Source organism: Desulfobacterales bacterium, assembly GCA_021647905.1.
Taxonomy (GTDB): domain Bacteria; phylum Desulfobacterota; class Desulfobulbia; order Desulfobulbales; family BM004; genus JAKITW01.
Window position 1 is genome coordinate 1 of record JAKITW010000044.1, and the last position, 23,626, is coordinate 23,626.

Below are 23,626 nucleotides of genomic sequence, written 5' to 3' on the forward strand. Positions count from 1 at the left end.
AAAGGAACTAATGTTCGAAAAAAAGAAAATGTTAGCTAAGAAAAACGAGAAAGGAGGAGCCCAAGAACTAAGGAACATGGGCTTTATGGATCACCTCGATGAACTAAGAAAGCGATTAATATAAATCGTGATTAGTATAGCGGGTGGTGCAGCAATAGCTGGTTTTTATATAGAAGAGCTGATGTCTGGGATTTTACTGAAACCAGCCGGAAAATTATTCATTTAGCCCCGGATCTTCTTTGCGTCAATACCGTATATATATGGGAACACACCACGGTTCTTTTTGACTTTTTTACAAATCTTAAAGAGCGAGGCTTCACCGGTCACATCAACCTTTTTGGTTTCTTTCCAACCCTGGCATGGAAGGCCATACTGGCAGAGGATACGGCTGTTGATTCAATCGCGGTTGGTGAATTTGAAGATACCCTGACAGCCTTAGCGGAACATCTATGTGCCGGCACGGGGCTAAACACTATTGCCGGCCTTGCCTTACGGGCACCGGATGGGGCTTCAGTCCATAAAGACCGGCCACCTGAAAAAAGACTGGACCGATTCCCAACCCCGATGCGGGCCTGTCCTCCTGATGCCGTAATCAGCATCCTGGCAAGCCGCGGCTGCTATAATCACTGCAGGTTTTGCCCCATACCCTCATTTTACAATAAAGGCCCGGAGTGGAATGGCCGGGAGCCAAAGCATATATTTGCTGAAATCAATAAATTTGTAGAACAAGGCTATACGAAATTCTATTTTGCCGACCCCAATTTTATCGGTCCGGGTGAAAATGGCAGGGAGCGAACCTTGGAACTTATCAAGCTCATCCGCCCCCTGAAGATAACCTTTGGCATGGAGACACGCCCCAATGATTTGACTTCCGGAATCTTGGAAAAACTTGTTGCTGCCGGTCTGAACTCTCTTCTGCTGGGGATTGAGAGCGGTTCGAAGTCGGTTCTGGGCAGTCTTGACAAATATTCCTCAAAGGCGGTGAGTGAAAGAGCGATCAGGCTCTGCCGTGAAGCCGGTATTGAACCTGAAGTTGGTTTTTTAATGTTTGTCCCGGACAGCACGGTGTTAGACCTCAGGGACAATTTTGATTTTTTGAAAAATAATAATCTTTTAGACCGCCTGGATCGCACTACCAACCTTTTAAGTCACTGCCAGATTGTTCTACATGGCACTTCCGGTTATGATCGCTTTAGAGAAGAGGGAAGATTAAGGCCGACAGGCATGTTCGGATTTGAGGGCGAAGTTGCCTACAGGGATGAAACGGTTGCCTGGATGTCCGAGCTGGTGGTCTATGCATGTCATTATGTTTTAAGGGAGATGGAAAACAATGACTCTCCAGTTTTTTGGGAGAAACCTCGCCACACCCCGGCACATATCAGCTTAAATGACTATCTTGTTTTTCTATTTGAACGTCTTTTGCATCTTGCAAATACCGGCAGCGCTCTTCCGACAGCTGTAGAAACAAAGAATGACCTGCTTGCAGATCTACGCAAACAAATTGAGGCAAATTAAATAAAACTACCCTTAAATCCCTCCGCTGTTACCAGTATTTAACAATTTAAAGAAACTAAAGAAACGGTAGTGTCGGCTTCGCAAGAAAGGCGCCTTGTTGAATGACTATGGTGCAAGGAGCCGTAGTTACGTCAGTACGCGGCGGGCCGAACTGAGGAGTGTCCTTGCCGCTGTCTCTCTTATGTGACAAGTTTTGTCTTGACCGGAAGACGGGAGTTTATTAGTAAAATTTAAAATACCTTTTCAGGTGCTCAATTGAGTTTAATAGGGAACTCGGTATGAATCCGGGACGAGCCCGCCGCTGTAATCCGATCCTTCGCATTTTGGAAGGGACCTTTTTGGCCATGTGCAACCACTGACTCAATCCGGGATGGGAAGGCCGTCAAAGAGGCGGGAAAGTCAGAAGACCTGCCTGAAGAGCAGTGACATCTCCCCGTGGACAAGGGAATGTCAACGGATCTTGCGGATAACAAGGGAATCCCCGGATCGATTCATTTCGGTCCGGGGATTTTTTTCGCCCGGACCTCTGCCGGGGGAGCCTGAACAGGTTCAACGCCGGCGAGAACATATAGCTGATCAGGGGCGAGGATGAGCGTTGAGAGCGGTAATCCCGCTGGCGGACAATGGTTGACAGCGCCTTGACATTGCCGGTGATCTGGAACGGCCTGCTCTGGCCGTTGACCCGGCTTCTGCTCTTTGTTTCCCTGGGAATGCTGGCAGGCAATTTTATCGAGGCCCTGAACTGGACCCACCGGGTGGCAATGGTCGTCCGGCCCTTGACCAGGCTGGGACGGTTGTCTTCGACCACTGGCGCCAGTTTTTCCATGGCCTTTTTCTCGGGCGTGGCAGCCAACACCATGCTCTCCGAGGCCTATGATCAGCGGCAGTTGGCCAAACTGGAGTTGGTGCTTGCCAATCTGTTCAACAGTCTGCCCCGGTTCTTTCTGCATCTGCCCACGGTATTTTTCCTGACCGCGTCGCTGATCAAGGGGGCGGCGTTTATATATGTCGGACTGACCCTGACGGCGGCGGTGGTGCAGACCGGGCTGGTGGTACTTGCCGGCCGCATCCTGCTCGCGCCGCAACCGACCGGGTATGAGCCGGTGAAACCCGCGGGCAACAAAAACATCACCTGGCGGCAGGCCCTGGAAAAAAGCCGGCGCCGTTTTCAAAAGCGGATCTGGAGAATAATCCGCTTCACCGTGCCGGTCTATGTCCTGTTTTTTTTATTGAACCGCTATGGGCTGTTTGATCAGGCCCGAAACTTTCTCGCCGGCCAGGTCCCGTTTTTATCCTGGCTGCATCCCCAGAGCCTGGGGATCGTGGCCCTGCATGTGACCGCTGAGTTTGCCGCCGGCCTGGCCGCTGCCGGCGCCCTGATCGATGCCTCCAGCATCGGTTACCGGGATGCGGTGCTGGCGTTGTTGGCCGGCAATGTCCTGGCCTCGCCGATACGGGCCATCCGGCATCAGTTTCCCTATTACGCCGGAATCTTCAAACCGCGGCTGGCCGTTGAACTGATCGTGGTCAGCCAGGTCTTCCGGGTGGCCACCATTATGCTGGTCACCTTTATCTATTATTTTTTCACCGCCTGAAAGCGGGACAGAACCCATGTAACCATGGTCTGGAACTGTTAAGGAAGGAACATGCGGGCAACCCGGGGATCGGGACATTTTTATACGTTAATCATTCTGCTGGCAGCAGCGGCCGGGTTGAGTGTTATTGTCTCCACCGGCATGGGCTATATCCGGATTTCGCCGTCAGAGGTGTTGCGTATCCTCCTGGCCCAACTGACCGGTGACGGCTCATACCTGGCCGGCCTGGATACGGTCTGGCCGGTGGTGGTCATGGATGTGCGGCTGCCGAGGATCATGACCGCGCTGATCGTCGGCGCCGGCCTGGCAGTGTCCGGCACCGTCTTTCAAGGCATCCTGTTGAACCCCCTTGCCGACCCCTATACACTGGGCATCTCCTCCGGCGCCGCCTTTGGCGCCGCCCTGGCGCTGTTGGCGAACATCACCGCGCTGGGGTCCTATTCAGTGCCCCTTTTCGCCTTTGCCGGGGCGGTCTTCACCCTTTTCGTGGTGCTGCATCTCTCCTCGTTCGATGGTCAGATGTCGGCCAGCACCCTGATCCTTTCCGGGGTGATCGTCGGTGCGATTCTCGCCGCTGGCCTGAGTTTCATGAAATACATGGCTGACGAGCAGGTCGGGGTGATCATTTTCTGGCTGATGGGCAGCTTTGCCTCCAAGACCTGGCCCGAGGTGGGGCTGGTCTTCTGGTGTGTGCTGGCCGGCACGGGGCTGACCTTTTTTTATGCCCGGGATCTCAACATCATGTCACTGGGGCAACGCAGTTCCGACTCCCTGGGCGTGGACACGGCAAGGGTAAGGAAAACCCTGTTAATCACCGCCTCTCTGCTGGCCGCGGCCTGTGTTTCAGTCTCCGGAATTATCGGTTTTGTCGGCCTCATTGTCCCGCACCTGATGCGCTTCCTGGTGGGGCCGGACAACCGCAAGCTGCTGCCGGCCGCAATGCTGGCCGGCGGGGTGCTGCTGCTGGCCGCCGACACCCTCACCCGGGCGGTGCTGCCGGCCGAGGTGCCCATCGGCGTATTGACCGCTCTCATCGGCGGCCCGTTTTTCTGTTATATCTTTCGGAAACAACAGATGGGACTCGGCAATGGCTGATGGTTTTATTCTTAAAGATGTCAGCTTCCGCCATGGCGCCAAGCGCGCGGTGGATTCCGTTGCCCTGCGCCTGCCCGCGGGAAAACTTTACGGCCTGATCGGCCCGAACGGCTGCGGCAAGACCACCCTGCTTGACCTGCTGATCGGCAACCGCCGGCCCTGCTCCGGCGCGGTCATCTATCAGGGCCGGCCGCTCACCGCTCTTCGCCGGCGCCAGGTGGCCCGGGAGATGGCTCTGGTGCCCCAGGATTTCGGGATCAACTTTGCCTTCACGGTGCTGGAAGTGGTGCTCATGGGCCGGCACCCCCATATCCCCCGGTTCGGGGCGCCCACCGGCCGGGACCTGGCCATTGCCAGGGAGGCCATGGATGCAATCAATATCCGGGATTTTGCCGACCGTTATGTGCCGGAATTGTCCGGCGGGGAAAAACAGCGGGTGGTGGTGGCCCGGGCCCTGGCCCAGCAGACGCCGGTGCTGCTGCTTGACGAGGCGACCTCCAATCTTGACATCCAGCATACCCTGGATATCTTCAGGGTCTGTCAACGGCTGGTGCGGGCGGGCAAGACGGTTATTGCGGTGATCCACAACCTCAACCTGGCCGCAGCCTACTGTGATGAGCTGATTTTCATGAAACAGGGAAGGATCTCTTGTACCGGACCCAAGGCCGAGACCCTGAACCCGGAGAACATCCGCACGGTTTTCGGGGTGGAGAGCAGGGTCTATTTTGATGAGTTCTGCCGCAGCCAGCAGATCTCGTTCCGATATTAGGTGGTTTCCATGATCAACAAAAAAACCAAAGATTGCGGCCGCCATCTTATGTCCCGGCTGAACCTGGCAGTGGGTGCGATGCTCTGTATTCTATTGCTGGGAGCGCCGGCCGATGCCGGATGGACCATAATCGATGATGACGGGCAGACGGTCCCGTTCTCCCAACCCTTTACGCGGATTATCTCCTTATATGGGGCCCACACCGAGAATCTTTTTTCCCTGGGGCTCGATGCGGAGATCATCGGTGTAACCCGGAGTGATGATTTTCCCGCCCAGGCCCTGGATAAGCCGAGGTTCAGCTACCGGGAGGACGCGGAGAAATTCATTGCCGCCCGGCCCGACCTGGTGCTGGTCCGGCCGATGATCAGCCGGGGCTATCCGCAGCTCCTTGTCAAGTTGAAGCAGGCCGGGATCACGGTGGTCTCCCTGCAGCCCACCAATATCAAAGACGCCTTTGTCTACTGGGGCAAGCTTGGCCTGCTCACCGGCCGGCAACAACGGGCCGCGGCAATGGTACGCGACTTCCGGGCCGGGCTGGCGGAAATCAGGAAAAAGCTGAGCGTTATTGCGGAACCGGACCGGAAAACAGTTTATTTTGAGGCTATCCATTCTAAAATGAAGACCTTTTCCCCTTCGAGCATGACCATCTTCGCCCTGACCGCGGCCGGCGGCAGGAACGTTGCCGTGGATGCCGACCAGGTACGGAATACCAATATCGCCGCCTATGGCAAGGAGCGCATCCTTTCCCATGCCCATGGGATTGATGTTTTCCTGGCTCAACAGGGCGTGATGAACAAGATAACCCGCCGGATGATCATCAAGGAGCCGGGGTTTTCAGTTATCAAGGCGGTCCGGGAGAATGAGGTTTATCTTATTGACGAAAAACTGGTATCGCGGCCGACCATGCGGCTGCTTAAAGGTATCCGCCTGATCGGCGGCATACTGTATCCGGAGTTGTTCAGGGATGATTAGCCCGTCCAGACGCATACCGGCTTTTTGTATCAGCGGCACCCATTCGGGCTGCGGCAAGACCACCATCACCCTGGGGATCATGGCGGCCCTGAAAAAAAGGGGGCTGCGGCTGGCGCCTTTCAAGTGCGGGCCCGACTTTATCGACCCCAGCCTGCATCGGCTTGCCACCGGGATGGTCTCAAGGAACCTCGATCTGTGGATGGCGGGTGAGTCTTTTGTGCGGCAGTGCTTTCACCACCATGGTGCCGCAGCTGACGCCGCGGTGATTGAAGGGGTAATGGGGCTGTTTGACGGCGGCGGCTCAAGCAGCGCGGCCCTGGCGGAATTTCTCGATCTGCCGGTGGTGCTGGTGGTGGATGCCCGCTCCATGGCCGAAAGCGTGGCCGCCCTGGTCCATGGTTTTACCAGCCTGGAACCGGGTCTTGTTGTTGCCGGGGTCATCTGTAACCGGGTCGGCAGCGAACGCCATCGTTCTCTCATTGAACAGGCCATGACCCGGTACGGCCTGGGGCCGGTTCTCGGTTTCATTCCCCGGAAGGCGGAGTTCACCATGCCGTCGCGTCACCTTGGTCTTCATATGGCCGGGGAGCAGCCGATTTCTGACGCAGCCCTTGAGCGGTTGGCAACTACCATTGAACAGCATATTGACCTGGACGGGTTGCTTGAGCATTGCCAGGGCAGGGTGGAGCAGCCGCAACCCCGAAGAAAATCCCGGGCAGTAAAGGCGAGAATCGGGGTGGCCCGGGACGCGGCATTCTGTTTTTACTATCAGGATAATCTGGAGATGCTGACCGCGGCCGGGGCGGAACTGGTGGAGTTCAGCCCCTTAAGGGACCAGGCCCTGCCGGAAGATATCAACGCGCTCTATATCGGCGGCGGGTATCCGGAGCTGCATGTCAAGGAACTTGCCGGCAACCGGACCATGCTGGCTGCGATCCGTGGCTGGTCAAGGGCCGGCAGACTGCTCTATGCCGAGTGCGGTGGTTTGATCTATCTCTGCAAGGGGATCGAGGATGATTGCGGCGCTTTTCATCCGCTGGTCAACATCTTTCCGGTGCGGGCCCGCATGCATAAAGGCCGGCAGGCCCTGGGCTACCGGGAGGTGAGATTTCTGGCGGATTGTTGCTGGGGACAGCGCGGCCAGACTATCCGGGGGCACGAGTTTCATTACTCTGATATTGAAAAGATGCCGGCAGAGGTGGCACGGCTCTATGCGCTTGCCGATGGCGCAACCGAAGGCTATTGCCTTGGGAATACCTGCGGTAGTTATATCCATCTGCACCTGGGAAGCAACAGCCGGGCCGCGGAATGGTTTGTCGGTCAGGCGGAAAAAGCCAGAGGAGATGGCCGGTGAACGGAAAAATAAAAAAGATTGCACCCCGGGATATCGAGGCGGAGAGTTTCCGGATAATTGAGCAGGAGCTGGGCGGGCATGATTTTGACCCCCTGACCCTGGCCGTGGTCCAACGGGTCATTCATGCCACCGGTGATTTTTCCTTTGTTGATAATCTCCGTTTTTCCGCTGGCGCCATTGCGGCCGGGCTCAGCGGTATCAGGGCCGGGAAAAATATTTTGACCGATGTCAATATGGCGGCCGCCGGGGTCAGCCGTAATATTTTATCGCAATGGGGCGGCCGGGTTGTCTGTATGATTTCAGCGCCGGAAACAGCCGCCAGGGCCAAGGGTGCCGGAAAAACCAGGTCCGAGATGGCCATTGAACTGGGGCTGGCTGAAAATATCGGCATTGTGGCCATTGGCAACGCCCCCACCGCCCTGCTGAAGGTCATGGAGCTGATTGACCAGGGCGCGGTGGCCCGGCCCGACCTGGTGATCGGGGTGCCGGTGGGTTTTGTCAATGCAGCGGAAAGCAAGGAGCTGCTGGCCTGCAAAGAATATCCCCATATCACCGCCCTGGGCCGTAAGGGAGGGAGTCCGGTGGCAGCGGCCATTGTTAATGCCCTGCTGCGACTGGCCATTAAGAATGATTAAAAAAAGACTTCGATCCGGCTATACCACCGGGGCCTGCGCCGCGGCAGCGGCCAAGGCGGCAACGCTCCTGGCCATGCGCGGTTCACCGGTAAAGGCCGTGGAGATACCCTTTCCGGACTCCAGCCGCCATTTTTTTACTGTGCATCGTTGCGCCTGGGAAACCTCGGCCCGGGGGGAGCGGTTTTCCATTGCCTCGGTGATCAAGGACGCGGGCGATGATCCCGATGTTACCAATGGCGCTGAAATCGTGGCCAGGGTCAGGATGGTTGACCGCTGTGATCAGGAGCCGGACTGCGTTGCCGGGCCGCTCGGGGATGTTCTTATCTGCCGGGGGCAGGGGGTCGGCATGGTCAGCAAGCCGGGCCTGGCAGTGGCGGTGGGAGAGCCGGCCATCAACCCGGTGCCGCGCCGGATGATCTGCGAGGCGGTGCTGGAGGGCCTGGCTGGAGATCAAAAAAATATTGTTGAGGTGACTATCTCCATTCGCAACGGCGAACAGCTGGCCCGGAAGACGTTGAACTACCGGCTTGGGATTATCGGCGGCCTGTCGGTCCTGGGCACCACCGGGATTGTCAGGCCGGTATCAGCCGAGGCCTGGACCGCCACCATCAAGGCCTCTCTGTCGGTCGCCCGCCAGGCGGGCTTAAACGAGGTGGTGCTCTCCACCGGCCGGACCTCGGAAAAGGGCGTGCAGGGCCTGCTCGATCTGCCGGAAGAGGCCTATGCGATGATGGGAGATTATCTTCATTTTTCCCTGCGGGCGGCGGCTGAGCAGGGGTTTGCCAGGATCCACCTGGCCGGGATGTGGGCAAAGATTATCAAGGCGGCCATGGAGATACCCCAGACCCATGTGCGCCACGGCGCCCTGGAAGCGGGGCAGGTCGCGGGTCTTCTTCAACATCTCGGGGCCGACCCGGCAACTCTCCAAAGGCTGGCCGGGGCGAACACCGCCCGGGAAATATATTGCCGGCTGGACGAGATGGGAGAACAAGACCTGGTCAGGGCCGTCTGCCGAAAGGCGGCGGAGTATGCGCAGAAAACAGCCCGGGTTCCGGTCTCGGTCTATCTGGTAAGCAGCAGCGGCAAGGTAGAGGAACATGTCTAAAATTATTGTGGCCGGTGTTTCCGCCTTCGGGATCGGCAAACAAGAACAGCGGCTTCTCTCCGGCTGTTGCTGCATTGTTGCTGCCGACAGATACCGGCCCCTGGCCCTGGAACTGACAGCGGAGGTGTTGCCCGTTGCGCCGCTCAAGCAGGCCCTGGCCGCCATTGAGGCCCGCCTTGGTTATGGCGATGTGGGGCTGCTGGCCAGCGGCGACCCGCTTTTTTTCGGCATCGGCAGGACCTTGATTGAGAAATTCGGCCCGGCCCGGGTTGTGGTCCTGCCGGCGCTTTCTTCCCTGCAACTGGCCTGCGCCCGTTTCAAGATCCCCTGGGACGACATAACGGTGATCAGCCTGCACGGCAGAAAATGTGAGCAGCTTTCCTCCCGGGTACTGCCCTGTCCCAAGGTGGCTGTTTTCACCGATGGTTTGTGTTCACCGGACAAGGTGGCCCGGTCGTTACAAAAATACCTGGAGCTGGTGGGGGCTGAAGAGGTTCTTGCCCAATGCCGCGTGTATGTGGCTGAAAATCTGGGCGGAAACGATGAGCGGCTGGTTGAGGGGACCATTGCCGAGATCGCGGCCATGGATTTTGCCGCGCTGAACATCATGATCCTCAGCCGGCCGGCCGCGGACCGCCGCAGCGTTAAGGTCTTGGGCCTGACCGAGTCGGAGATCAGCCACAGCCGTGGTTTGATCACCAAGGATGAGATCAGGGCGGTGACCCTTCATAAACTGGGCCTGCCGGTTGAAGGGGTTCTCTGGGATATCGGCGCTGGCAGCGGTTCGGTAAGTGTTGAAGCAGCCCGGATCTGTCCCGGACTTACTGTTTTCGCGGTGGAGAAGGAAGAAGAGCAACTGGCCAATATTCGCCGCAATATTGTTTCATTGGAGGCCTTCAACATCATACCGGTGCAGGGTGTGGCGCCTGAAGCCCTGGCCGGACTGTTGGCGCCGGACCGGGTATTTGTGGGCGGCAGTGGCGGCCGGCTGGCAACGATAATTGCCGTTGCCGCCGGCAGATTGAAAAAAGATGGCATAATCGTGGTCAACTGCGTGACCGCAAAAACCAGGGACCAGGCCCCGGAACTACTGGCCCGGCATGGCCTGGCGCTTGAGGTCTCACAGGTCTCGGTCAGCCGGCCGGCTGTGCGGGAAAAGACAAAACAGGTTGATTTCAACCCGATAACCGTGGTGACAGGAAAGAGATGAAAGGCAGATTTTACGTGGTCGGGGTAGGGCCCGGGGACCCGGAGTTGCTGACCCTTAAAGCGGCGCGCATTCTGCGGCAGGCCCCGGTATGGTTCGCGCCCAAGGGCAAGGAGTACGGGAGCAGCACCGCACTTACCATTCTGGAGGGTATTGTGTCCCGGGAGGACAAGGAAATCCTTGAACATTATTTTCCCATGAAAAAGGTCCGGAGGGGTGAGACCCCTGACCCGGAGGTCGAGGCCGCCTGGATAGAGGCGGCCACCGCGATTCTTGCCAGGATCGACGCGGGCATGGATGTTGTTTTTCCGACCCTGGGCGATCCGGCCATCTACAGTACCGGCTTTTATGTCTACGAGACCCTGCTCAGAATCGCACCGGACCTGGCAGTGGAAGTTATTTCCGGCGTCTCGTCCATCGGCGCCTCGGCAGCCGCGAGCGGCCGGCCCCTGTGTTTAGGGGATGACCGGATGGTGGTCATTCCCGCCACCTTTGAGAACGGGAAACTGAGAGAGATGCTGGTCAACTTTGATACAATCGTGCTGATGAAGGTTCACCGGGTAATGGATCGGATCGTGCCGCTGCTTGCCGAGCTTGACCTGCTGGACCAGGCGGTACTGGTTGAGCATTCCAGCCGGCGCAACCAGCGGATTATCCGGGATGTCACCGATTGTCCCGGAAAAGAGATCCATTATTTTTCCACGGTGATCGTAAGGAAGTCATGAGCCGAGAAAAAGAAAATAAAATATATTTTGTCGGGGCCGGTCCGGGCGATCCGGAACTGATTACGGTAAAGGGCCGGCGCCTGCTTGACCGGGCCGAGGTCATTATTTATACCGGCAGCCTGGTGCCGGCGGGTGTTATTCAGAACCCGGACGCTGAAATCCATAACTCGGCCGGCATGACCCTTGATGAGGTGATCGACATCATGCGAGAAGCCTGGCAGGCGGGTAAACGGGTGGTTCGGCTGCATACCGGTGATCCGTCCATCTTCGGCGCCATCGGCGAGCAGATGGCCCGGCTGGCGGCAGGCAACATTCCCTGGCAGGTGGTGCCCGGAGTCAGTTCGGTCACTGCCGTTGCGGCCGCGCTCTCCATTGAACTGACCCTGCCGGAGGTTTCCCAGACCGTGATTATCACCAGGCGGGCCGGCCGGACCCCGGTGCCGGGAAAAGAGAACCTTGCCGATCTTGCCGGTCACCAGGCGACCATGCTTATCCTGCTCAGTGCTGGCATGATCGATGCGGTGGTAACTGATTTATACCAGGGCGGCTACCCGGCCGGGACCCCGGTGGCTGTGGTTGAAAAGGCCAGCTGGCCGGAGGAACGGATTGTCAGGGGGACCCTGGAAACCATTGGCGGACTGGTGCGGCGGGCCGGGATCACCAAGACGGCGATCATTGTTGTGGGCGAGACCCTGACCAAGGGAACACCACCATCATTGTCCAAGCTTTACGACCGCGATTTCAGTCATGGCTGCCGCAAGGCATCCAGGGAAAAGTCACCTTGAAGGTCGGCATCCTGGCGATAACCGCGGGCGGCAAAAGGCTGGCCGGGCGACTGGCAACGGTGTTGGACAACGCCGCCGTGCTGGAGATCCGTTCCGGGGTCCGGGCCGCCTTTGCCGCCAACTGGGCGGATTATGACGGGTTTGTCTGCATTATGGCGGCCGGTATCGTGGTCAGGGGGATTGCGCCTCTGGTGCGGGACAAGGGAAGCGATCCCTGTGTGGTGGTGGTTGACGAGCAGGGCGAAAACGTGATCAGCCTGCTTTCCGGCCATCTGGGCGGCGGCAATGTCCTGGCCCGCGGGGTGGCCGGGCTGATCGGTGGCCGCCCGGTGATCACCACTGCCTCGGATGTGCTGGGACTGCCCCCCCTGGATCTCTGGGTCCGGGCCCAGAATCTCATTCCGGCCAGCCGGCCGGCCCTGACCGCGGCCAGTGCCAGACTGGTCAACAGCGGCACTCTGCGCCTCTATTCCGAGGTGGCTGTTGAATCCCTGCCGAATGGTATCCAAGCCGTTACCTCTGTGGCAGAGGCGGATCTTATCGTCTCGAACAGGATCGATCGAGCAAGCGATGGTTTGCTTCTGCACCCGCGCAACCTGGTGGTGGGGATCGGCTGCAACCGGGGAACCCCAAGCGCTGAGCTGGAGGAAGCTCTGCGGGAATTTTTAACCGTTGGGCCGTTTTCCGGATTGTCGGTGCGCAACCTTGCCTCCATTGATCTGAAGCAGGATGAAACCGGGCTGCTGGAAATGGCCCGGAAGAATGGCTGGGAGGTTGATTTTTTTACCAGGCAAGAGCTGAACAGTGTGGCCGGGATTACTCCTTCGGCCGTGGTCTATAAGGCCATTGGCGCCAGAGGGGTGGCTGAACCAGCGGCACTTTTAAGCGCGGCAACTGAAACCTTACTCATGGAGAAACAGAAATGGCCCAATGTCACCCTGGCCCTGGCCCTGGCAGACTTTACGTTGTCGGCACAGGTCCCGGCAGCCTGAAACATCTGACCCCGGCGGCCCGGGAAGCAATAGAAGGGGCGGATTGCATCATCGGCTACAAAACCTATCTTGAGCTGATCCCCGGGTTGCTGCAAGGCAAGGAGGTGGTTTCATCCGAGATGATGAAGGAGGTCGAGCGCTGCCGCAAGGCCTTGGAAATGGCGGCCAGCGGCCGCATCGTGGCCCTGGTATCGGGCGGCGATCCCGGTATTTACGCCATGGCCGGCCTGGTGTTCGAGATGGCGCAAGGGCGGAACATCGATGTTGCCATCAAGGTCATTCCCGGGATCGCCGCCCTGAACGGTTGCGCCGCGGCCCTGGGCGCGCCGCTCATGCATGACTTTGCCGCCATCAGTCTTTCGGATCTGCTCACCCCCTGGGAGATGATCGAAAAACGGTTGCAAGCCGCGGCTGCCGCTGATTTCGTGATAGTTCTTTACAACCCGAAGTCAAAACGGCGCACCGAACAGATCATCAAGGCCCGGGGAATAATCAGTTCCCAGCGGGACCCGCAGACCCCGGTGGGCATTGTCACCGCCGCCAGCCGGGAAAATGAACGAATTGAACTGACCACCCTTGAAAAGATGCTCGATTGTGAGATCACCATGCAGTCCACAATAATCATCGGCAACTCCAAGACCTTTGCGTGGCAGGGTTTTATGGTAACCCCCAGGGGCTATGCCGGCAAATATGCCCTGTAAATGGTAGAGATTTTTTTATCTTGAGCCGAGACTCAAACCGGATCGCAATCTCCAATTGACGATCCTGTCAACAGGTGGTATCTCTTTTCAACATCACCTTGTAACGCAAAAACAGTTACATCAAAGTTGAGGGCGTCGGCAATACCAGGGCCATGAAGATGAGAGAGGTCCTGGATTGAGTACCTCGATTCAATTTCATTCTTTTATATCCGGGTAAAACCATGTCCCCCCCCGATTTCACCAATCATGAACTGCAACTTGCCTCCGATTTTGTTCAGTTCACCGGCTGCAATATTTTTTTGACCGGCAAGGCCGGCACCGGCAAAACCACCTTTCTTCATAATCTTGAGAAGAACACGGCAAAGCGGATGATCGTCACCGCGCCAACCGGGGTTGCGGCCATCAATGCCGGCGGGGTAACGCTTCATTCTTTTTTTCAACTCCCCTTTGGACCATTTGTGCCGGGCAGTGAGGGCCATGAGCGTCATTCCCAGCGCCAGTTCCGGTTCAGCAAAGAAAAAAAACGGATTATCAAAAGCCTTGATCTGCTGGTGATTGATGAAATAAGTATGGTGCGGGCCGACCTGCTTGACGCGGTGGATGAGGTGCTGCGCCGCCATCGCCGCAACACGCTGCCCTTTGGTGGAGTGCAACTGCTGATGATCGGCGACCTGCATCAGCTTTCGCCGGTGGCGAAACGCGATGAGTGGCAACTTTTGCGGCAATATTATGACTCGGTTTATTTTTTCAGCAGCAAGGCCCTTGCCCGAACGGAAATGGAGACCATTGAGCTGCGGCATATTTATCGTCAGTCGGATTCCCGTTTTATTGAACTGTTGAACCAAGTCCGGGACAACCGGCTGGATGCCCCTGGTATTGAGGCGCTGAACCAGCGTTATCTGCCGGATTTTGCACCGGGTGCCGACCAGGGCTATATAACCCTGACCACCCATAATCGCAGCGCTGAAGCGATCAACCAGACCAGACTTGATGTCCTTCCGAAAAAAGAACATCTTTTTGATGCTGAAATATCCGGGGATTTTCCTGAACATATCTATCCGGCCCCGGCCACGCTGGTCCTCAAAGAGGGCGCCCAGGTGATGTTTGTCCGCAATGATCCCTCGGCGGAGAAGCTCTATTATAATGGTAAGATCGGCAAAATAACCAAAATATCGGGTAAAGACATATCCGTTATCTGTTCCGGTGAGAAACGGAAAATCAAAGTTGAGCCGGTGGTCTGGCAAAATATCAAATATACGGTGAACGAGGAAAACAAGGAAATTGAAGAGGAGGTAATCGGCGCCTTTGAGCAGTACCCCCTGAAACTCGCCTGGGCGATCACCATCCATAAAAGTCAGGGGTTGACCTTTGAAAAGGCCATCATTGATGCCAAGGCAGCCTTTGCCCATGGTCAGGTTTACGTGGCCTTGAGCCGCTGTAAAACCCTGGAGGGTATGGTGCTCAGTTCTCCCATTGCGGCACAGGGAGTGGAAACCGACGAAGCAGTGATGCACTTTGACCGGAACGTCTGTCAAAACCCGCCGTCCGCGAGCAGACTCCAGGCCGCCAAAATCAGTTACCAGCAGGAGATCCTGCTTGACTGCTTTGATTTTCAACGATTACGCAGCCGACTGACCTATCTTGTCCGGCTTATACTGGGTAACGCCGGGGTCATTCAGGTGTCTGGTCTTGCTGATCTGGATCAACTGCAAAAAATGGCTGCCAAGGATATTTTTACGGTCAGTGAGAATTTCAAGCGACAATTGGCCGCCATTTTTGCGAATGGCGGCCTGCCGGAATCAGATGCCGTTATTCTGGAGCGTATCAGCAAGGCATCAAAATGGTTTCAGGAGAAGTTTGCGATGATTTTTGACGAGTTGGTGCAAAAATTGCGCGTGGAAACAGATAACCGCGAACTCCGTAAGAAGATCGATAATGCCATTGATCAGCTCAAACAGGAAATCGCGGTGAAACTTGCCGGGATTTGCTGCTGTGAGAAGGGTTTTTCACCGTCAAGTTACCTGCGGGCTGTTTCAGCCGCGGAACTTGACTTTATACCTGGAAAAACGAAAAAGAACCGGGCCCCGGCCTACACGGAATCGGATATTGCCCACCCGGAGCTGTATCAGGCGCTCAAGGACTGGCGTGCCCGCCAGGCCGAAGAGCAGCAGATTGCCCGTTATCAGGTCCTGCATCAGCGGGTATTGGTCCAGGTTGTGGTATGCCTGCCGGACACTATTGCTGCTCTATTGACGATAAACGGGGTGGGCAAGAAAACAATTGAGAAATATGGCGCGGAACTTGTGGCCATGGTCTCGGCCTATCGGCAAAAAAAGGGAATCGAGCAGGTGGTGTTGCCGGAGCCCGAGGCAGTGCCGCAAGAGAGCACCCCGCCCCCCCAAGATGCCCCGCCTGCCGGCACCAGGGATATTAGTTTTGATATGTTTCGTAACGGATTGACGATTGCGCAGATTGCCAGGGAAAGAGGCCTGGTGCAATCCACCATCGAAGCCCATCTCTGCTTTTTTGTGGAAACCGGCCAACTGGATATCAACAAACTGCTGCCGCCTGAAAAACAGCAGGCCATTACGGAAAAACTTGATGCGCTGCAGAGTAATTCCCTCAGTGAGGTAAAAAAAGAACTGGGCCCTGACTACACCTACGGCCAGATCAAAATGGTGCTGGCCCTTCGGAATTATCTGGGGGAGGGCTGAGGATATCACCCTGTCTATTGCATCTTGGCCGCTATAAACGCTTCTGTATCGTTGAGCAGGTTTGCCACCAGGTTTTCCGGCACCATTACAGGCCATTCGCGCCTGCTGCAGGGCGGCCATCAGCCGGTTTTGCTCGCTGGGGGTCAAGGGGCGGCGTCTGGCAATTCCAGTCAGTATGTTATAACGAGCGAGGTGGGGTAAGACAGGAAGTTTGGTAAAAGTCAATGGCAGGCTTGACCCGACCCATGACCTAATATACGATGCTCCCATGCCGTAACAAACGAATCACCTGAATACAGGGGCGGGATCTATGTTTAAATCGAAGATGTTTCCTTGGCTTATCTGCCTTTTGTTATTGATAACAGGATGTGTCACCACCGGCAGGGTATCGGATACAACAGCTGAAAAAAAATCCAATACGGCCCTGCAAAAATCCAATACAGCCGGCCCGGCTAAACCGGCGGCCATAAAATTCAGTCATTGCAGGAATCCGCGAAGCTGTTTTTACCAGGCCCACATCAGTCGCGGATGGAACAACAGCGCCTTTAAGTACCTCTCTGTTGACGGCTTACGCTTCTCGCAGGCCATAATCATGAATTACGCCAAGGACCCGAAGAACAACTCCATCTTTTTTCTGAAACCGGGCGGCGGTCTCGGCATAGAACTCAATGAGCATTATGATATCGAGGTTGCCTTTTATCCGCCGGATGAAAAAGGGCATGAAGTTTTCAAGCAGTTCAAGATCTATATCCTGGACGGAAACGGGGAAATCGTCCAGACCGAAGAAGTGACCGGCAGAATGAAAAAATACAGAATCACCAGATAGCGCTCATCCCATGAAAAAGATAATTTTTCTGATCTCTTTTCTGGTCATCGCTCACATCCCCCTGGCCTGGGCCGACTCCCTCATCTCCATCACCTCCGATGATATTGTTTTAAACGAGCCTGAATTCACCAAGTTCATCGAACAGAAACTCCCTTTTCTCATGGAGCGGGTCGTCAACCTGGGAAAAGAGGCTGAGCCCCTGCACCTGAACGTGGATTTTCAGAATTTTGAAGAGTTGTGGCAGGCGGTCAACAGTTACTACTCTCTGAAAAAAGACCTGTTAACCAACATTGACGAGTATAAAACAGAGGCGGCGCAGGTAAGAGAAGAAATTTTCAAACAGAAAGAACTCGAAGATACCGCAGCCATCAAACTAATCTTAAATTATAAGTTTCTTAAAAAGAATATCGATTATTCAGTAAAAAATCTTGAGACCCTGGACAATGACTTCAGAATGATATTTTTCATACTCAAGAGCAAACAGATAACAGCGCCGGCCGGAGAGGTGAAAGACCTGCGCAGCTATCTCGCCTTCATGCTCAACACGCTGGACGAGCTGAGAACAAAAAAGATTACTTCCAGGGAGTATGACCAGGCCCTGAAAGCAAAGTCCAGGCAAGCGGCCCTTATTGATAACGGGGATGCCCTCTGCCGGGAGTTTCAGCGGCTGGCCCTGGAAATCACTGATAAGGGACAGTTGACAAAAGCAGTAAAAAGTTTCTGGGCAGGCGTTAACGATACCCTGGCCACTGTATACAATTACGAACTCTATGTTGTTGAAAACAAAAAAATAACCATTGGCAGCATCCTCAAAATAATTGCCCTTATATCGTTCCTGATCCTGCTCTACTTTCTGGTCAAAAGAGTTATCTATTCCCGTTTCAGCGAGGAGGAGAGCAAGGGATATGCCGCGTACATGTTGTCCAAGTACGGCGTTATCCTGGCGGTTATACTGATTGTCCTCTTTGGCCTCGGTCTTGACCTGGCAAAGGTCACCCTGCTTGTTTCAGCCGTATCAGTGGGCATCGGTTTCGGATTGCAGAAAATTTTCTCAAACCTGGTCTCCGGCGTTATCCTGTTGCTGGACAAGTCAATCAAGCTGGGCGATACCATCCAGATAGGCGATGTCTACGGCACGGTTACTTCAATGAACGCCAGGTTTGTCTCGCTTCTGACGCGGGACGGCAGGGAATATCTGATACCGAATGAAAGACTCATTATCGACCAGGTGGTTAACCTGACACATAGCTCCTCCCGTTTCCGGCTTGCCGTTCCGGTGGGCATTTCCTATGCAAGCGATCTGGAGCAGGCCATGCAACTGATGAAACAGGCAGTGGGCAACCTGCCCAGGGTTTTGGCCGATCCGGAACCGGAAAGCCGGGTCATCGGATTCGGGGACAGCAGCATTGATCTTGAACTGCGCATCTGGATCACTGATCCGGCAAAAGGCATTATCAACGTAAAAAGCAAGGTGTATCTCGCCATCTGGAATGTTTTCCAGCAGCACAACATCGTGATTCCCTATCCGCAGCGGGATGTCTACCTCAAGAGCATGCCGGATATTTCGGCAGCGGAAGAAAACGAACCTGGTTGAGGAGTTGGAACGGGAAGGGGTGCGCAACCGGTCTCCGGCGGCAATAACAGTCAGGCTTACAGTGAATCGGAATGGGCCAGCGTGGTGCTCCCAAGAACCAGCATGGCCGGGCCATATCTGCCCGGCCACGACGAAACAACCAAAGGACTCGCTCCGGCATGGCGGACACAGTACTTCGTGGCCACTTTCATATAACCAGGACCAGGATGGCAGTACTCCTGCTGGTCGTTATCTCCATCGGCTATTTCTTCGTAATCAACCAGAAGATTTTGTTGTCCTTACCCTATCCGGCCCATGTTGATGAATCGCACCGGCTGGAGCCGGCCCTCCATATACTGCAGACCGGGGACCTGAATCCGCATTATTTCCACAAACCCTCCCTGCCCATTTACATTACCGCGGCAGGCCTGGCCGCAGGTTTTATGAACGAGGCCAGGAAGGGCTCTATCCGCGAGACGAAAGAGATCGGTTCTGTCTCGTATCCCTTTTACAGTCATCCTGAAATTGTCCTTATAGCAAAACAGATCTTTGCCCTGAGCAGCGCCCTGGCCATACTTTTTGCAGGACTGGCAGCCTATAAGGCCTACCACTTTCGTTTGCTGCTGTTTATGCCCGCCCTGCTGATACCGTTTTCAGAGATCTATGTCCGTAGCTCCTATCTCTATATCAATGTAAACATTCTCGGCGCCTTTTTCATTGGTGTGCTGCTCTACTATCTTGCCGTGACCCTGAGAAACAAGGGGGTGGCGGCAAAGGCGGTTATTCCGGGAATACTCTGTGGTCTGGTGATTTCCGCAAAATACAACCTGCTGCCGATTTACCTGCCCTGCCTGGGGTCGATTCTGTTCTATGAAAAGAATAAATTTTTCAGCAGGGCGGTTGTTCTGGTGGTGGTATCGGTGTTGACGGTTGTGGTGCTGAACCCCTATTTCCTGCTTGATCTGCCGACATTTCTCAGCCATACGGCCTTCCAGGTAAACCATTACATGGTAAGGGGCCACAGAGGGTTTGAAGGGACCCCCGGGGCACCGCAATTCATCTATTATATGCAGAGTATTATCGATCAATTCGGCGTGAGCGCCTTTCTGTTTTCACTGGTCGGGATTGTTTATTCAGTCAGGATCAACTGGAAGGTCGGGGTTATCTTTCTTTCTTTCCCGCTGGGGATGCTCCTGCTGATGAGCGCCAGCAAGGTGAACTTTCTTCGCAACCTGACCGCCGTATATCTCCTGTGGCCGATATTCGTGGTCATGGGAATGTTGTATGGTCATAAGCTGCTGGCCGGTTTCTTGCGGCGGATTGATTATTTCAACACCAGGTCCGTGCAGGCCGGATATCTTTCCATGGCCCTGGTGGGCCTGCTCCTGGTGGTAACGCTTCCTTTCAATTCCCTGGCGGTTAATATGACCGTGCAGGGTGATTCAAGGTCAGCGGTGGTCCAGTGGATCAAGAAACACGTTGACCCGGGGGCGACCGTCATACTCCCCGACGTACTGGGCATGGACACCCGGCCCCTCAGAACCGCTTACAAGGTGGTCAGTCTGCGCGCAACGGACATTAATTCCAGCCTGCTGAAAAGCAAATTCTTTAAAAAGAACTGCTATATCTTGCTGCCCTCCTATGGTTTTGAGGAGAGATGGCCGCCGACCGGCAAGCAATTACGGGCCATCGAACAATTACGGAACGGTTCGAGTCGGTTGATTGGATCCGGGCGGACGGAACTGATCGGTGTTTTCGGAGCCAACGATATTCTGTTGAACTATTTCAAGCCGCTCAGGAGCGGTAATCCCAGGATTACCCTCTTGAGATCAGCGTCCCAGCCAACCAGCGGGGCCGGACCAGGTCGGCCGGCCGCAGCCGCAACAACGGAATGAAGGTCGCCACAACATTATGTCCTTGCCATGCCGGAGCGGCGACCTTCGACTTTCGTATAAAACAAAGCCAGGGAGCATACCCCCCTGGGTTAACGCTGGCCCGTCCTTGATTCGGTGCGCCTGGCATGCGGGGTTACCGCCTGTCCGACCGTTTTCAGAAAACTGCGATGCTGGCGCGTCCTGGCCGCGAATCGCCTGAAAACATAGACCTTGACAACGTCGGTGATAAAGGCCGAGACAATCGAGTAGGACCAGATCAGGGCTATCTCGGGCCAGGAAATAGGGGTCATCATCCCGAATCCATAGGCAGCGATCAAGGTGCCGACAAGCTTGGTCACTATCGCGGCCCAGATCATTACCGGAGCGGGAAAGGGCCGCCGCCAGAAATGGCCCTTGCTGCGGGCGACAAACAAGACCAGATGACCGGCCACGGCCATCTTCAGAAAGACATAGGTCTGGATCTGGGGCACGGTGAGATGGAGCCAGTCCATGGCCAGCAGCAACATTCCGAAACTGCCCAGCAGTCCGACAATGCCCATGGCAGTGGCCACGGTGATTACCTGGTGCATGTCCCAGCGGGTCGGCCTGGGATCAAGGCCGGTATTATCATAGGCAATGGCCATGATCGGGACATCGTTGAGAAAGGCCAGGAGGATGATCATGATGGCGGTGATCGGATAGAAATTGAAAAAGATCATGGCCAGCACCACGAAAAACATGATCCGGATGGTCTCGCAGATCCGGTAGATGGCGTAGCTGTTCATCCGTTCAAAGATCCGCCGCGCCTCCTCCACCGCCTTGATAATCACCGAAAGCCCCGGCGCCGTGAGCACCAGGTCAGCGGCGGCCCGGGCCGCATCAGTGGCCCCGGAGACCGCGATTCCCACATCCGCCTGCTTGAGGGCCGGGGCGTCGTTCACCCCGTCCCCGGTCATGCCCACAATATGGCCGCGGCCCTGCAGGGCCTTGATGATGGCGAACTTGTGTTCCGGAAAGACCTGGGCAAAGCCGTCCGCCGTCTCGATGATCTCCGGCGCATCCGCCCGCAACACCCCCTGGTCGTCGCCTTCACGCAGGAAGGCCTCCACCGGTTGGATATTGGCGCTCAGGCCGAGCTTGCCGGCTATCTGGCGGGCAATGGCCACGTTATCCCCGGTAACCATCTTGATGGCAATGCCGTGTTCCGCCGCCTGTTTAATCGTGTCGGCCGAATCGTCCCGGGGCGGATCGAACATCGGCAGGATGCCGGAAAAGTTCCAGGACTTACCATCGGTTGAAACGGCCACTCCCAGGGTCCGGTATCCCTGGTCGGCAAAATCTTCTATCAGCTTGTCGGCCTTTGCGGCACTGCCTTTATCAAGGCGGCACAGGGCGAGTATTACCTGGGGGGCACCCTTGGTCACCTTGATCCGTTGCCCGTCAGGCCCGGTTATCGCGGCCTCGGTCCGCTTGCTGACCGGGTCAAAGGGGACAAAATGGTCCTGGTTAAATCCGGCCAGGGCCTGCTTGTCGGCAAGGGCCTTGAGAATGGCTATATCAATGGCGTCGGCGTCTTCCTCCTTGGAGGCCAGGGCCGCATGGAGAATCAGTTCCCCGGGGTCCCGGGCCCCGAAGACCACCGGCTCGCCCAGGGTGAGCCGGTTCTTGGTAAGGGTCCCGGTTTTATCGGAACAGAGGATATCCATGCCAGCCATTTCCTCTATGGCCTCCAGCCGGGAGACAATGGCCTTCATCCTGGAAAGGGCCAGGGCCCCGACCGCCATGGTCACGGAAAGCACCGCGGGCATGGCCACCGGGATGGAGGCCACGGTAAGGATCAGGGCGAACTGGATCAGATCGAGCCAGGGGGAGCCCCGGTGCAACTGGAAGAGGATGAGCGTGGTCACCAGGACCAGGCAGAGGTAGATCAGGTAATCGCCGATGCTCAGGACCGCCTTCTGGAAATGGGAGACGGAATGGGCGGCCGAGACCAGTTCCGCGGTCTTGCCGAAATAGGTATCAGCCCCGGTGGCCGTAACCACGGCCACCATCTCGCCCTGCTTGATAATGGAGCCCGAGTAGGCGCCGGCACCGGTTTCCTTGATAACCGGCAGCGATTCCCCGGTCAGGGCCGACTGGTCGATGCTCAGGTAGTCACCATCGAGCAGAAGCACATCGGCCGGGACGATATCCCCCAGCCGGAGCCGGACAATGTCACCCGGCACCAGTTCGTTGGCATCTATTTTCCGCCAGTTGTCGTCCCGTAGGACCCTGGCCTTGAGGGCAAGTTTCTTTTTCAAGGCCTCGATGGCGTTGCCGGCCTTGTACTCCTGCCAGAAGCCCACCCCGGCGTTGAAAATAAGCAGGGCCATGATGATCGCAAAGTCGGACCAGTGCCGGACAACGGCCGACAGGATGGCGGCGACCTCTATCATCCAGGGGATCGGCCCCCAGTAATAGCTCAGAAACTTTAAAAGGGGGTTGACCTTTTCCTCGGTCAGGGCATTGGGACCGTAGTCGGCAAGCCGTTGGCCCGCCTCTTCGGCGGAGAGACCGCGGGGGCTGGTCTTGAGGCGGGCCAGAACAGATTCCACGGACTCTGCGGATTTTTGTTGGGACGCTGCTTGGCTTGTTTTATTCATGAACAGGGCCTCCTCTTTCGGGCTGCTGGTTTATTCCTTAATCCTGGTCGGCGCGGTGAAGATCACCTCAAGCCGTCACAGAATCAGGTATGTGGTCGCCACGGGCCACGGTGAACGGTTACGGGGCCGGAGTCTCGCAGGCTCGCTTTCCTGCTTTGTTATCGGCCTGTCCGCAGATAAGGTAAAATGAGAAGGCTGATTCCCCACGAGCTGTGATACTATTCACGCTCAACCGATAACGCAGTCACCATGCTGCAACGAAAGGAGAATCAGCCCATGTACAAGATAACTACAGGAATGGATCTTGGCGACAAAAAAACATCAAATCCACCTTCTTGATATCGAGGAGTTTTTTTGGTGAACGCTTACTAAAAAAGGACCTGGGAAGCTGCTCAGCCGGCAGTGGCGACCCTGTTCAACTCCCGCAGGGCGCCGACCGTTTGCTGATAATCAGCGCCGGCCGCAAGTTCCCTGGCAATGCTTTCCGCGGCCATGCCCACCACCTGGCCGAATTCCTCGCGGCCGAGCATTACCAGTTGATCATCGA

At 56.1% G+C, this 23,626-nt stretch carries 18 protein-coding genes, 1 pseudogene and 1 riboswitch; of the genes and pseudogenes, 18 read left to right on the forward strand and 1 reads right to left on the reverse strand.

Features of this window, described 5'->3' with window-relative positions:
• Positions 1–564 precede the first annotated feature (564 nt).
• The 18 genes and pseudogenes from L3J03_07825 (at position 565) to L3J03_07910 (ending at position 20,458) form a co-directional block, all read left to right on the forward strand.
• On the forward strand, positions 565–1,515 hold the full coding sequence (locus L3J03_07825) for a radical SAM protein (protein MCF6290886.1): 951 nt from the start codon (positions 565–567) through the stop codon (positions 1,513–1,515).
• A 228-nt stretch (positions 1,516–1,743) separates the two neighbouring features.
• A riboswitch (cobalamin riboswitch) is annotated at positions 1,744–1,946 on the forward strand.
• 192 nt (positions 1,947–2,138) lie between these two features.
• Entirely contained in the window at positions 2,139–3,110 is a 972-nt protein-coding gene (locus tag L3J03_07830) for a hypothetical protein (protein ID MCF6290887.1), read from the forward strand.
• Positions 3,111–3,161: 51 nt separating this feature from the next.
• Positions 3,162–4,205 carry an iron ABC transporter permease gene (locus L3J03_07835; protein MCF6290888.1) on the forward strand — a complete coding sequence of 348 codons (1,044 nt, stop codon included), beginning with the start codon at positions 3,162–3,164 and terminating at the stop codon, positions 4,203–4,205.
• The gene (locus tag L3J03_07840) at positions 4,198–4,974 is read left to right on the forward strand and encodes an ABC transporter ATP-binding protein (protein ID MCF6290889.1); all 777 of its coding nucleotides are present in this window, start codon (positions 4,198–4,200) and stop codon (positions 4,972–4,974) included. Before L3J03_07835 ends, L3J03_07840 begins: the two co-directional genes overlap by 8 nt.
• Positions 4,975–4,983: 9 nt before the next feature.
• Positions 4,984–5,946: an ABC transporter substrate-binding protein gene (locus L3J03_07845; GenBank protein MCF6290890.1), complete on the forward strand. Its 963-nt coding sequence runs from the start codon at positions 4,984–4,986 to the stop codon at positions 5,944–5,946.
• Complete coding sequence (locus L3J03_07850; protein MCF6290891.1) at positions 5,939–7,300, forward strand: cobyrinate a,c-diamide synthase; 1,362 nt, start codon at positions 5,939–5,941, stop codon at positions 7,298–7,300. The genes L3J03_07845 and L3J03_07850 overlap by 8 nt, the downstream gene beginning before the upstream one ends.
• Positions 7,297–7,935 (forward strand): precorrin-8X methylmutase, encoded by a 639-nt coding sequence (locus L3J03_07855; protein MCF6290892.1) that lies wholly within the window; start codon positions 7,297–7,299, stop codon positions 7,933–7,935. Before L3J03_07850 ends, L3J03_07855 begins: the two co-directional genes overlap by 4 nt.
• On the forward strand, positions 7,928–9,040 hold the full coding sequence (locus tag L3J03_07860) for a cobalt-precorrin-5B (C(1))-methyltransferase (GenBank protein ID MCF6290893.1): 1,113 nt from the start codon (positions 7,928–7,930) through the stop codon (positions 9,038–9,040). Before L3J03_07855 ends, L3J03_07860 begins: the two co-directional genes overlap by 8 nt.
• Positions 9,033–10,250, forward strand: a complete 1,218-nt coding sequence (gene cbiE / locus L3J03_07865; protein ID MCF6290894.1) for a precorrin-6y C5,15-methyltransferase (decarboxylating) subunit CbiE — start codon at positions 9,033–9,035, stop codon at positions 10,248–10,250. The genes L3J03_07860 and cbiE overlap by 8 nt, the downstream gene beginning before the upstream one ends.
• Positions 10,247–10,972 carry a precorrin-2 C(20)-methyltransferase gene (cobI, locus tag L3J03_07870; GenBank protein MCF6290895.1) on the forward strand — a complete coding sequence of 242 codons (726 nt, stop codon included), beginning with the start codon at positions 10,247–10,249 and terminating at the stop codon, positions 10,970–10,972. The genes cbiE and cobI overlap by 4 nt, the downstream gene beginning before the upstream one ends.
• Positions 10,969–11,757, forward strand: coding sequence for a precorrin-4 C(11)-methyltransferase (cobM, locus tag L3J03_07875; GenBank protein MCF6290896.1), 789 nt, complete (start codon positions 10,969–10,971; stop codon positions 11,755–11,757). Before cobI ends, cobM begins: the two co-directional genes overlap by 4 nt.
• Complete coding sequence (locus L3J03_07880) at positions 11,754–12,749, forward strand: cobalamin biosynthesis protein (protein ID MCF6290897.1); 996 nt, start codon at positions 11,754–11,756, stop codon at positions 12,747–12,749. Before cobM ends, L3J03_07880 begins: the two co-directional genes overlap by 4 nt.
• Positions 12,680–13,450, forward strand: a complete 771-nt coding sequence (gene cobJ / locus L3J03_07885; protein ID MCF6290898.1) for a precorrin-3B C(17)-methyltransferase — start codon at positions 12,680–12,682, stop codon at positions 13,448–13,450. The genes L3J03_07880 and cobJ overlap by 70 nt, the downstream gene beginning before the upstream one ends.
• A gap of 221 nt (positions 13,451–13,671) precedes the next feature.
• Positions 13,672–14,508, forward strand: a pseudogene (locus tag L3J03_07890) (AAA family ATPase).
• A gap of 657 nt (positions 14,509–15,165) precedes the next feature.
• A complete protein-coding gene (locus tag L3J03_07895) occupies positions 15,166–16,164 on the forward strand; it encodes a helix-turn-helix domain-containing protein (GenBank protein ID MCF6290899.1) in 999 nt (332 codons plus the stop codon).
• A 592-nt stretch (positions 16,165–16,756) separates the two neighbouring features.
• A complete protein-coding gene (locus tag L3J03_07900; protein ID MCF6290900.1) occupies positions 16,757–16,990 on the forward strand; it encodes a hypothetical protein in 234 nt (77 codons plus the stop codon).
• Positions 16,991–17,000: 10 nt separating this feature from the next.
• Positions 17,001–18,584 carry a mechanosensitive ion channel gene (locus L3J03_07905; protein ID MCF6290901.1) on the forward strand — a complete coding sequence of 528 codons (1,584 nt, stop codon included), beginning with the start codon at positions 17,001–17,003 and terminating at the stop codon, positions 18,582–18,584.
• Between the two features lie 158 nt (positions 18,585–18,742).
• The gene (locus L3J03_07910; protein ID MCF6290902.1) at positions 18,743–20,458 is read left to right on the forward strand and encodes a hypothetical protein; all 1,716 of its coding nucleotides are present in this window, start codon (positions 18,743–18,745) and stop codon (positions 20,456–20,458) included.
• Positions 20,459–20,547: 89 nt separating this feature from the next.
• Here L3J03_07910 and L3J03_07915 read toward each other — a convergent pair whose 3' ends face one another.
• On the reverse strand, positions 20,548–23,031 hold the full coding sequence (locus L3J03_07915) for a plasma-membrane proton-efflux P-type ATPase (GenBank protein MCF6290903.1): 2,484 nt from the start codon (positions 23,029–23,031) through the stop codon (positions 20,548–20,550).
• Positions 23,032–23,626 lie beyond the last annotated feature (595 nt).